Genomic DNA, 11430 nt, shown 5'->3' on the forward strand with positions numbered 1-11430 from the left:
TCAGGCCTCGAGCTTGTCCGCGACGGCGCGCAGCATCGTGGCGTACTGCGCGGCACGGGCACCCTCGGGGTAGCGCCCGCGGCGCAGGTCGTTGCCGACCTTGTCGAGGACCTTGATGAGGTCCTCGACGACGACCGCCATCTCGTCCGCGCGGGGGCGCTTGGCCTTGACGACCGACGGGACCGGGTCGAGCACGGTCACCGAGAGCGCCTGGGGGCCGCGCCGCCCGTCGGCCACGCCGTAGTCCACGCGCGTGCCGGGCTTGGGCGCGGTCACGCCCGCGGGCAGCGCGGAGGCGTGCAGGAACACCTCGCCACCGTCGTCGCCGGCGATGAAGCCGAAGCCACGCTCGGTGTCGAACCACTTGACCTTGCCGGTAGGCACCGCCGACTCCTCGCAAAGACACGTGCGTCCACGGACGGTGGACGCAGCGTCCAGGCTACCGGGCCGCGCACGCGCTTTCGTGCGACGTCCGCGCACGACGGGGACGGCGGACGTCGGTGCCCGGTGCTGGACTGTCGGCGTGGACACGGCGCGCGGGGACGACGGCGGACGGGGCGGCACGACGACGGGCCCGGACGCGGGGACGGACGAGGGCGCGGTCGGGGGAACGGGCGCGGGTACCGACGAGGGCACCGGCGCGGTTACCGACGCGGGCACGGACCGGACCACCGCGTGGGCCGGCGCCCGTGCCCGGCTGCACGCGCTGCGGGCGGAGGCGGCCGAGCGACTCGCGTCGCTCGGCGCCGCCCGCACCGACGTCGTCGACGCGGCGCGCGGCGCGAACGTGGACGACGAGCACGACCCCGAGGGGGCGACCATCGCGTTCGAGCGCGCCCAGCTCGAGGCGCTCGCCGCGGACGCGCGCCGACGGGTGGCCGAGGTCGACGCCGCGCTCGCCCGCCTGGACGCCGGCACCTACGGGGTGTGCGCGGTCGGCGGGGAGGCCATCGACGCCGCACGCCTGGAGGCGCGACCGACCGCGACGACCTGCGTGCGGCACGCGTCGTCGTGACGCCGCCCGGGTCGTGCCGCGCGCGTCCGGAGGCCGGTCCCGGGCGACGCGCCGGTCAGCCGGTCAGCCCTGCGCGAGCCGGTCGAGCGCGAGCGCCGCGAGCAGCGCGGAGCCCTGTACGAGCGCCTCGTCCGCGTAGCGCGAGCGCGGCGAGTGGTTGTACGGCGCGGTCGCCGGGTCCGCGTCCGGCGGGGTGGCGCCCAGGAACACGAACGCGCCGGGCACCTCCTGCAGCACGTAGCTGAAGTCCTCCGCGCCGGGCACGGGCGCGTCCGCCGGCACCCACGCGTCGTCGCCGAGCAGGTCCCGCGCGACGCGCTCGACGCGGGCGGCCTCCGCGGGGTCGTTGGACGTCACCGGGTAGCCGCGCTCGTAGTCGACGGTCGCGGACAGCCCGTGGGCGGCGGCGACGTGCTCGGCCAGGCGCGCGATGCGCTCCGGCGCGGCGGCGTGCGTGGCGGCGCTGAACGTGCGGATCGTCGCCTCGAGGTGCGCGTCGTCCGGGATCACGTTGCTGCGGTTGCCGGCGAGGATGTGCCCGACCGTGACGACGACGGGGTCGAACACGTCGAACTGGCGCGTCACCATCGCCTGCAGCGCGAGCGTGATCTCGGCGGCCACGGTCACCGGGTCCTGCGCGAGGTGCGGCTTCGAGGCGTGGCCGCCGCGCCCGTGCACCGTGATCCGCACGTTGTCCGACGCCGCCATCATCGTGCCCGGGCGGCCCGAGACGACGCCCGCGGGCAGCAGCGAGGAGACCACGTGCAGCCCGTACGCGGCGACGACGCGCGGGCCGGCGGCCTCCAGCACGCCCTCCTCGATCATGAGGCGGGCGCCGTGCCACCCCTCCTCACCGGGCTGGAACATGAGGACGACCGAGCCGGCGACCTCGTCGCGGCGCGCCGCCAGGAGGCGTGCCGCGCCGACGAGCCCCGCGACGTGCATGTCGTGCCCGCACGCGTGCATCACGCCGGGGCGCTCGGAGGCGAACTCCTCGCCCGTCTCCTCGGCGACGGGCAGGGCGTCCATGTCACCGCGCAGCAGCACCGCCGGACCCGGCCGCGTGCCGCGCAGCACCGCGGTGACGGACGACAGCCCGCGTCCCGTGTGCACCTCGAGGCCGAGGTCCGCGAGCGCGTCCAGCACGAGCCGCTGCGTCGCGGGCAGGTCGAGGCCGAGCTCGGGGACGCGGTGCAGCGCGTGGCGCAGCCCCGCGGTCGCGGGCAGGTCCGCGCGCGCGTCCGCCAGCAGCCCCGTCAGCACGTCGCGGTCCACGTGCGTCCCGTCGTCCACCACGCTCGTCCCACCCCTCGCCCCGTCGGTCGCTCCCACCCTCCCACACAAGGCTGCGCCGCCCTCCGGGACCCCTGCCGCCGCCCACGCGGCGCGCGGCGCTCGTATCGTGGTGCGGATGGCCTCGTTCTCCGGGTACCTGCGCGCACGCAGCGACGACGACCTCGTCGCGCTGCTGACGCGCCGTCCCGACCTGGCCACGCCCTCCCCGGCGACCCTCGCGTCGCTCGCGGCACGTGCGACGAGCCGCTCCAGCCTGGACCGGGCGCTGGCGGGCGTGGACGCGCTGGTCCTGCAGGTCGTCGAGGCGGTCGTGGTGCTGACCGAGGACCCGCAGGCGCCGGCACCGTCGTGCGCCGAGGTCGTGGCCGCCGTCGGGGCCGAGGGGGCGGACGACGCGGCCGCGGTCCGGCGGGCCGTGGACGCCGCGGTGGACCTGGCCCTGCTGTGGACCGAGGGCGACGGGCTGCACGCCGCACCGGGCCTCGCCGACGCCCTCGGGGCCACGCCCGCGGGCCTCGCCCCGACCGCGTCCGCCGCCGACCGCCGGCGCGTCGCGGAGGCCCCCGCGGACCCGCGCGCGTTGCTCGCGGACGCCCCGGCGGGTGCCGCGCAGGTCGTCGACGCGCTCCTGTGGGGTCCCCCGGTCGGCCGGGCGCCCGCCGGTGGGCCGGCGGCGCGCGCCGTCGAGTGGCTCGTCACCCACGGCGTGCTCGCGCGCGGAGACGAGCGGCACGTCGTCCTGCCGCGTGACGTCGCCCTGCGGCTGCGCGGCGGGCGCACGCACCGGGCCCCCGCGCTCGCGCCGGACCTCACCGCGGTCCCCGTGCGGCCCGCGGCCCTCGTCGCCGCGGAGTCCACGGGTGCGGCCGAGCGCGTCGTGCGGCTCGTGCGCCAGCTCCTGCAGCTGTGGGAGCAGTCCCCGCCGGGCGTCCTGCGGGCGGGCGGGCTCGGGTCGCGCGACCTGCGGCGCACCGCGCAGGCGCTGGACGTGGAGGAGGCGGAGGCCGCCTGGCTCGTGGAGACCGCGGCGTCGGCGGGCCTGCTCGCCGACGACGGCGAGGAGAGCCCGTCGTTCGTGCCGACCGTCGAGGCGGACGTCTGGGACGAGGAGGACGTGCCGCACCGGTGGGCGCGGCTCGCCCGCGCGTGGCTGCTGTCGGCGCGCACGCCCTGGCTGGTCGGCGAGCGGGACGAGCGCGGCGCGCTGCGGGCGGCCCTCGACCCGGAGCTCGCGCGGCCGTGGGTGCCGCGGCTGCGCCGCTCGGTGCTGGAGGTGCCGGCCGGGCTCGCCCCGGGGTCGGCGCCCGACGCCGGGTCGGTGCACGCCCTGCTGCGCTGGCGCACGCCGCGGTCGGTGCCGCCGCGCACGAGCGTCGACGCCGTGCTGCGGGAGGCCGCCCTGCTGGGCGTGCTCGGGGCGGGTGCGCTGTCGTCGGCCGGCCGCGCCCTGCTCGAGGAGGACGCGGCCCTGGACGCGGGCGACGCCGTCGCGGTCCCCGACCCGGCGGCCGCCCTGGCCGCGGACCTGCCGGCCGCCGTCGACGAGGTGCTGCTCCAGGGCGACCTCACGGGCGTCGTGCCGGGCCGGCCGAGCCCCGAGCTCGAGGACCTGCTCGAGTCCGCCGCCCGCGTGGAGTCGCGGGGCGGCGCGCTGACGGTCCGGTTCACCGCCGAGACCGTGCGGCGCGCGCTCGACGCCGGCGCGTCCGCGGACGACCTGCTCGCCCGGCTCGGGACGGCGTCGCGCGGCCGCGTCCCGCAGCCGCTGGAGTACCTGGTCCGGGACGTCGCCCGCCGGCACGGGCGCCTGCGTGCCGGCGCCGCGTCCGCGTACGTGCGCTCGGACGACCCGGCGCTGCTGGCCGGGCTCGCGGAGGACCCGCGCCTGGCGGACCTCGGGCTGCGGGCCCTCGCGCCGACCGTCCTCGTCGCGGACGCCACGACCGCCGAGCTCCTCGCGGTGCTGCGCGCCCGGGGGCTGGCGCCCGTGGCGGAGGACGCCCGCGGCACGGTCGTGCACGCGGCCGCACCGGTCCGGCGGGTGCGGGGGCGTGCGGCGGTGCGGGCCCGGCGGCGCGCGGTCGACGGGGGTGCGGTGCACCAGCCGGACGTGCGGGCGCGCGCGGCCCGCGTCGTGGACGTCCTGCGGCGCGCCGACGCGAGCGCGGTGCCGGTGACCGGCCCCGACGACGGGCCCGGGGACGGGCCCGGCGAGGGCCCCGCCGACGACCTGTCGGCGCGGGCGGCCGCGGTCGCCGAGCGGGCCCGCGTCGCGCGGTCGGGCCCGGGCCGGTCCCCGGTCACCGGTGCGCGGACGACGACGAGCGGTCCGGCCCGGTCGTCGTCGGGCGGAACAACCGACCCCGCGGACGCGTTGCTGCTGCTGCGCGAGGCGGCCCAGGCCCGCACGCTCGTCTGGGTCGAGATGGTCGGTCCCGACGGCCGGTCGGACCGGCGGCTCGTGCGTCCGCTGCGCGTCGAGGGCGGTCGCCTGCGCGCGCTCGACCCGCGCCGCGAGGCCGAGCTGACCGTCGCGGTGCACCGCATCGCGTCCGTCGTCCCCGCCGACGCGCCCGACTGACGACCGCACGACCCGCCGCCCCGTCCCGGGCGGTGCCCCGACCACGGAGGAGAACCGCGTGCCCGACGGCCCGCTCATCGTCCAGAGCGACAAGACGCTCCTGCTGGAGGTCGACCACGACCTCGCGGACGCCTGCCGTCGCGCCATCGCCCCGTTCGCCGAGCTCGAGCGCGCGCCGGAGCACGTGCACACGTACCGCCTGACGCCGCTGGGCCTGTGGAACGCGCGCGCCGCGGGGCACGACGCCGAGCAGGTCGTCGACGTGCTGCTCGAGTACAGCCGCTACCCGGTCCCGCACGCGCTGCTCGTCGACGTCGCGGAGACGATGGCCCGCTACGGGCGGCTGCAGCTCGTCCAGCACCCGGTGCACGGCCTGGTCCTGCACGCGCTCGACCCGGCGGTGCTCGTCGAGGTCATGCGGTCCAAGAAGACCGCGGGGCTGCTGGGCGCACGCATCGACGAGACCGACGTCGTCGTGCACGCGTCCGAGCGCGGGCACCTCAAGCAAGTGCTGCTCAAGCTCGGCTGGCCGGCGGAGGACCTGGCGGGCTACGTCGACGGCGAGGCGCACCCGATCGCGCTCGCCGAGGACGGCTGGACGCTGCGGCCGTACCAGAACCAGGCGGTCGAGAACTTCTGGCACGGCGGCTCGGGCGTCGTCGTCCTGCCCTGCGGCGCCGGCAAGACGCTCGTGGGCGCCGGCGCGATGGCGAAGAGCTCGACGACCACGCTCATCCTCGTCACCAACACGGTCAGCGCCCGGCAGTGGCGCGACGAGCTGGTGAAGCGCACGTCGCTCACGGAGGACGAGATCGGCGAGTACTCCGGCACGCGCAAGGAGATCCGCCCCGTCACGATCGCGACCTACCAGGTGCTGACGACGAAGCGGAAGGGCGTGTACACGCACCTCGAGCTGCTCGACGCGCGCGACTGGGGCCTGGTCGTCTACGACGAGGTGCACCTGCTGCCCGCACCGATCTTCCGGATGACCGCGGACCTGCAGGCACGCCGCCGGCTCGGCCTGACCGCGACGCTCGTGCGGGAGGACGGCCGCGAGGACGAGGTCTTCTCGCTCATCGGCCCCAAGCGGTTCGACGCGCCGTGGAAGGACATCGAGGCGCAGGGCTACATCGCGCCCGCGGAGTGCGTCGAGGTGCGCCTGACGCTGCCCGACCACGAGCGGATGCTCTACGCGACCGCCGAGCCGGAGGAGCGGTACCGCCTGGCGGCGACGGCCGACGGCAAGCAGCGCGTCGTCGACCAGGTCGTCGCGAAGCACGCCGGTGAGCCGACCCTCGTCATCGGGCAGTACCTGGACCAGCTGCACGAGATCGCCGAGCACATCGGCGCCGACGTCATCACCGGCGAGACGCCCGTGAAGGAGCGGCAGCGGCTGTTCGACGCGTTCCGGTCCGGGGAGATCACCAAGCTGGTGGTGTCCAAGGTGGCGAACTTCTCGATCGACCTGCCCGAGGCGTCGGTCGCGATCCAGGTGTCGGGGTCGTTCGGCTCCCGCCAGGAGGAGGCGCAGCGCCTGGGCCGCATCATGCGCCCGAAGGCGTCCGGCAAGACGGCGCATTTCTACACGGTGGTCGCACGCGACACGGTCGACCAGGAGTTCGCGGCCCACCGTCAGCGCTTCCTGGCGGAGCAGGGGTACGCCTACACCATCGTCGACGCGGAGGACCTGGGCGTAGCGAAGTGAGCGGTGGGGGTCGCGCAGCGGCACCCGCCGATCGCTTCGCGCAGCCCAGGTCCGACCACGGGAACGGAGGACCTGGGCGTAGCGAAGTAGAGGGTGGGGGCGCGCCAGCGCACCCGCCCGGCACGGAGCGCAGCCCAGATCCGACCACGAGCACCACGGACCTGGGCGTAGCGAAGGAGAGGGTGGGGCCGCACCGGAATGACGGCGCCGACGTGACGGTTGCCCCGGCATGACCCTCCTGGACCCGACGACGCACCTCGGCCGGCGCGCGGCGCAGCGGCTCGGCGACGAGCAGGTGGTGTGGTTGACGACGGTCGACCCCGCCGGTGTGCCGCAGCCGACGCCGGTGTGGTTCTGGTGGACCGGCGACGAGGCGTACGTCGTGAGCCGCCCCCGGCAGGCGAAGCTGCGCAACGTGCGTGCGCACCCGACCGTCGCGCTGTCGTTCAACACCGACGCGCGTGGCGACGACGTGCAGGTCCTGACCGGGACCGCCGCGGTGGCGGACGGCCCTCTCCCCGCCGACGTGCGGGCGGCGTTCGACGCCAAGTACGCGGGCGGGCTGCGCCACCTCGGCATGACGGCCGAGGACTTCCACGCGGACTACTCGGTCGTCCTGCGCGTCACCCCGGAGCGTGTGCGCGGGTGGTGACGGCGCTGGCGGCGCCTCGCGTCCCGACGCGTGTCGGTGGCTCCCGGTAGGAAGGGGGCCGCACCGCCCGCGTGCGGACGAGGGCCGAGGGGGACGCCATGCGCTGGGGACCGCTGCTGACCGACCAGCTCGCCTTCTACTGGGAGACCAGCCTCTGGCCCCGGGTGCAGGGGCTGACGGACGACGAGTACCTGTGGGAGCCGGTGCCCGGCTGCTGGTCCGTGCGGCCGACGGCGGACGGGACCTGGCAGGCGGACGGCGTCGACGCGCGCGAGCCCGACCCGCCGCCCGTGACCACGCTCGCGTGGCGGCTCTCCCACGTCGCCGTCGACGTCCTCGGCACGCGCGCCGCGGCGTTCTTCGGCGACCCTCCGGACGGCGCGGACATGTTCGACCCGCGCCTGCGTCCCACGTCGCTGCCGTCGACGGCGGCCGAGGCGCTCGTCCTGCTCGAGGCGTCCTACCGGGCCTGGCACGACGGGCTGTCTGCCTGCCACGACGACGCCCTCGCGCGCCCGCTCGGACCGCGCGGCGCGGACTTCGCCGACCAGCCGCTGGCCGCGCTGGCCCTGCACCTCCACCGCGAGACGATGCACCACGGCGGTGAGGTCGGGGTGCTGCGCGACCTGTACCGGGCCGGCCTGGGCGGCGCGGGCACCTGACGCCGACGTCCGTGCACGTCACCCGGACGCTCGGGCACCGGAACCCCGGGGCCGTCCGGTCCGTTGCGACGGATGCAGGCGTGAGAAAGGATCGACAGGTGCGTGCGCTGCGAGGTCGGGTCGTCACCGTGGGAGCGGGGGTCGCGCTGGGCGCGACCCTGCTCGTGGCCGGGGCGGGTGCCGCGGCCGCGGTCCCGCCGCCGTCGCTGACGAGCCTGGTGACCGACGAGTCGGACGTCCTCACCCCGGGCGAGGAGCAGGAGGTCCAGGCGGCGCTCGACCAGCTGGCCGCCGAGACCGCGTACCAGCTCTACGTCGTCTACGTCCCGGAGTTCTCGAGCCCCGAGCAGGGCCAGGACTGGGCCCGGGCGACGGCGCAGGAGAGCACCCTCGGCTCGCAGGACCTGATCCTCGCCGTCGCCACCGAGACCCGGCGTGCCGGGTTCGCCCCGGAGCAGACCGGGGACCTCACGCGGGACGAGCTGCTCGCGGCCTTCGACGGCGCACGCGACGCGCTCCGCACGGACGACTGGGCCGGCGCCGCGGTCGCCGCGGCCGAGGCCATCGAGGCCGCCGCCACCGGGGACGCGGCCGCGTCGGCCGGCTCCTCGCAGGGCGGCGGCGGAGGAGGGTTCATGACCGCACTGCTCGTCGGTCTCGTGATCATCGGCGGGATCTTCCTGCTCACGACGTTCACGCGGCGCAACAGGAAGCCCGCGGGCGCCCCGCTGCCCGACACGGCGGGCGCGACCCGGGTCGCGGGCAGCGCCGACGAGTTCCACCAGGTGCCCACGCCCGAGCTGGACCGCCGCTCGGCGCAGGCGCTCGTGCGGCTCGACGACGCGCTGCGCTCCTCCGACGAGGAGCTCGGCTTCGCGCAGGCGCAGTTCGGCCCGGAGGCCACGCGCGAGTTCGAGGCCGTCCTCGCCGACGGCAGGCAGCGGCTGACCGAGGCGTTCCGCCTGCGCCAGACGCTGGACGACGACATCCCCGACACCGAGGAGCAGGTCCGCTCCACGTCGGCGGCGATCCTGCGGCTGTGCCGGGAGGTCGGGCAGCGCCTGGACGAGCAGAAGGAGGCGTTCGACCGCCTGCGCGCGATCGAGGAGCGCGTGGACGACGCGCTCGACGCGCACGAGCGCGAGGCGGCGACGCTGCGTGGACGGGTCGAGCCGGCGCGCACGGCGCTGTCCGCGCTGTCGGCCCGTTACCCCGCCAGCGCGCTGGCGTCGGTCTCCGGCAACCCGGACCAGGCCGAGCGGCTGCTCGAGGAGGTCGGCAACGCGGTGGCCCAGGGCCGCGGTCTCGTCTCCGCCGGGGACCGCAGCACCGCCGTCGGGTACGCGCGCGCCGCCGAGGAGGCGCTGGGCCAGGCCCGCCGCCTGCTCGACGCGGTGGACAGCGCCGGCGAGGACCTCGCCGCGGTCGGCGCCCGCCTCGACGCGGCGGTCGCGTCGATCACGAGCGACCTGTCGGACGCGCAGCGGCTCGCGCGCGGGAACCCGCAGGTCGAGCCGCGCGCGATCGAGGCCCGCGAGGCGGTCGCGGTCGCGTCGGCGGCCCGCTCCGGCCAGGGTGACCCGATCGCCGCGCTGCGCCGCATCACCGCCGCCGAGGCGGCGATCGACGAGGCGCTGGCCCCGATGCGTGAGCACGCCGAGCGTGCCCGGCGCGCCCAGGCGCTGCTCGACGACGTCCTCGGCCGGCTGGACTCGGCCGTGCGCGCCACGGCGGACTACGTCAGCACGCGTCGCGGCGCCGTCGGCCCGCAGGCGCGCACGCGCCTGGCCGAGGCGGACCGGCTGCGCATGCGGGCGCTCGACCAGCGCGCGACCGACCCCGAGGCCGCGCTCGCCACGGCCCAGCAGGGTGAGCAGCTCGTCGCGGAGGCGCAGCGGCTCGCGCAGATCGACGTCGAGAACGCCGAGCAGATGGCGGGCTACGGGGGCGGCTACGGTCCCGGCGGGTACGGCGGCCGCGGCTACGGCCGCCGCGGCGCCGGCGACATGGTGTCCGGCGTCGGCGGCATGGTGCTCGGCGGCATCCTGCTCGACTCGATCCTGCGCGGCGGCGGCGGCTTCGGTGGCGGTGGCGGCTGGGGCGGCGACGGCGGGGGCTTCGACGGCGGCGGGTTCGGCGACGGCGGCTTCGACGGCGGCTTCTGATGCCGCTGCGGCGTCTGGCCAGACGGTTTTCCGGTACGAACGAGAGGCACGGGACGATGACGGAGAAGCAGTCCATCTTCGGGCGGATCACGCAGCTGGCGCGGGCGAACATCAACGCCCTGCTGGACCAGGCCGAGGACCCGCAGAAGATGCTCGACCAGCTGGTGCGCGACTACACGAACTCGATCGCGGACGCCGAGAAGGCGATCGCGCAGACGATCGGCAACCTGCGCCTGGCCGAGCAGGACTACAACGAGGACGTCCGCGCCGCCCGCGAGTGGGGGCAGAAGGCGCTGGCCGCCTCGTCGGCCGCCGACCAGGCCCGCGCGCAGGGCGACACCGTCAAGGCGGACCGGTTCGACAACCTGGCCAAGGTCGCGATCGGCAAGCAGATCACCGCCGAGCAGGAGGTCCGCGACGCGGAGCCCATCATCGCCTCGCAGCGCGAGACGGTCGAAAAGCTCAAGAGCGGCCTCGCGCAGATGAAGGACAAGCTCGGCCAGCTCAAGCAGCGTCGCGACACGCTCGTCGCGCGGCAGAAGTCGGCGCAGGCGCAGCAGCAGGTGCAGCAGGCCATCGGCTCGATCAACGTCCTCGACCCGACGAGCGAGCTGGCCCGCTTCGAGGAGAAGGTGCGCCGCGAGGAGGCCATGGCGCTCGGCCAGGCGGAGATCGCGGCGTCCTCGCTGGACTCGCAGTTCGCCGAGCTCGAGTCCGCCGGTGAGCAGCTCGAGATCGAGGCGCGCCTCATGGCCCTCAAGCAGGGCTCCGCCCCGCGTCAGCTCGAGGGCACGCAGGTCACGCCCGAGATCGAGGCCTGACCCCACGGACGACGACGGGCGTGCGACCCCACCGGGGTCGCACGCCCGTCGTGCGTCTCGGGCGCGACGGGTGCACGGCGGCAGCCCGTCCTGCCGGACCTCAGACCGGGACGCGCACCGCGGCGCGGGCGCGGACGACGCCGACGAAGCCCTCGGCGAGCGCACGGCCCGCGGCCTCCACCTCGTCGGCGCGGGCGTCGAGCTGGGCGAGCAGGGCCGCGGTGTCGACGTCGTCGTGGGCCTCGGCCCAGGCCGCCATGGTCCCGCGGCTCGCCTCGGGGTGGAACTGCACGCCCCAGGCCGAACCGATGCGGAACGCCTGGAACGGGTACGTCGAGGACGACGCGAGCCACACGGCCCCGCGCGGCAGGTCGACCACCGCGTCGGCGTGCATGCTCGGCTGCGGCGTCGTGCGGCCGCGGCCCGCCGCGAGCGCGAGGGCCGACAGGAGCGCGTCCTGCTCGGCCTCGGGCCGCCACCGCACGTCGACGACGCCGGCCTCGCGCCCGGGGGCGCCGCGACCTCGACCTGAC

The 11430-nt window shown here is 76.6% G+C and carries 10 protein-coding genes; 7 read left to right on the forward strand and 3 right to left on the reverse strand.

Annotated features, from left to right (window positions below; genetic code table 11):
- Positions 1-384, reverse strand: coding sequence for a cold-shock protein (locus GC089_RS15040; RefSeq protein WP_155378324.1), 384 nt, complete (start codon positions 382-384; stop codon positions 1-3).
- 313 nt (positions 385-697) lie between these two features.
- Between GC089_RS15040 and GC089_RS19305 the strand changes: the two genes are divergently transcribed.
- Positions 698-1015 (forward strand): TraR/DksA family transcriptional regulator, encoded by a 318-nt coding sequence (locus GC089_RS19305; RefSeq protein WP_370514120.1) that lies wholly within the window; start codon positions 698-700, stop codon positions 1013-1015.
- 63 nt (positions 1016-1078) lie between these two features.
- Here the strand turns inward: GC089_RS19305 and GC089_RS15050 are convergent, their stop codons facing one another.
- On the reverse strand, positions 1079-2311 hold the full coding sequence (locus tag GC089_RS15050) for a M20 family metallopeptidase (protein ID WP_230684853.1): 1233 nt from the start codon (positions 2309-2311) through the stop codon (positions 1079-1081).
- A 115-nt stretch (positions 2312-2426) separates the two neighbouring features.
- On the opposite strand from GC089_RS15050, the gene GC089_RS15055 reads away from it, so the two are divergent.
- The 6 genes from GC089_RS15055 (at position 2427) to GC089_RS15080 (ending at position 10897) form a co-directional block, all read left to right on the forward strand.
- Entirely contained in the window at positions 2427-4892 is a 2466-nt protein-coding gene (locus tag GC089_RS15055) for a helicase-associated domain-containing protein (protein WP_155378326.1), read from the forward strand.
- A gap of 58 nt (positions 4893-4950) precedes the next feature.
- Positions 4951-6597 (forward strand): DNA repair helicase XPB, encoded by a 1647-nt coding sequence (locus GC089_RS15060; RefSeq protein ID WP_155378327.1) that lies wholly within the window; start codon positions 4951-4953, stop codon positions 6595-6597.
- Between the two features lie 229 nt (positions 6598-6826).
- Complete coding sequence (locus GC089_RS15065) at positions 6827-7249, forward strand: TIGR03667 family PPOX class F420-dependent oxidoreductase (RefSeq protein WP_155378328.1); 423 nt, start codon at positions 6827-6829, stop codon at positions 7247-7249.
- 98 nt (positions 7250-7347) lie between these two features.
- Entirely contained in the window at positions 7348-7911 is a 564-nt protein-coding gene (locus tag GC089_RS15070; protein ID WP_155378329.1) for a DinB family protein, read from the forward strand.
- A gap of 98 nt (positions 7912-8009) precedes the next feature.
- Positions 8010-10076, forward strand: a complete 2067-nt coding sequence (locus GC089_RS15075; RefSeq protein WP_196250724.1) for a TPM domain-containing protein — start codon at positions 8010-8012, stop codon at positions 10074-10076.
- Between the two features lie 56 nt (positions 10077-10132).
- Complete coding sequence (locus tag GC089_RS15080; protein WP_155378331.1) at positions 10133-10897, forward strand: PspA/IM30 family protein; 765 nt, start codon at positions 10133-10135, stop codon at positions 10895-10897.
- 100 nt (positions 10898-10997) lie between these two features.
- Here the strand turns inward: GC089_RS15080 and GC089_RS20195 are convergent, their stop codons facing one another.
- Entirely contained in the window at positions 10998-11381 is a 384-nt protein-coding gene (locus tag GC089_RS20195; protein WP_370514020.1) for a type 1 glutamine amidotransferase, read from the reverse strand.
- Positions 11382-11430: the final 49 nt, after the last annotated feature.

The organism is Cellulomonas sp. JZ18 (genome assembly GCF_009720485.1).
Classification (GTDB): Bacteria; Actinomycetota; Actinomycetes; order Actinomycetales; family Cellulomonadaceae; genus Cellulomonas.

Excerpts from the sequence above, each read along its gene's own strand:
- GC089_RS15065 (WP_155378328.1), top strand. The coding sequence starts at position 6,827 with ATGACCCTCCTGGACCCGACGACGCACCTCGGCCGGCGCGCGGCGCAG.
- GC089_RS15080 (WP_155378331.1), top strand. The coding sequence starts at position 10,133 with ATGACGGAGAAGCAGTCCATCTTCGGGCGGATCACGCAGCTGGCGCGG.
- GC089_RS15055 (WP_155378326.1), top strand. The coding sequence starts at position 2,427 with ATGGCCTCGTTCTCCGGGTACCTGCGCGCACGCAGCGACGACGACCTC.
- GC089_RS15070 (WP_155378329.1), top strand. The coding sequence starts at position 7,348 with ATGCGCTGGGGACCGCTGCTGACCGACCAGCTCGCCTTCTACTGGGAG.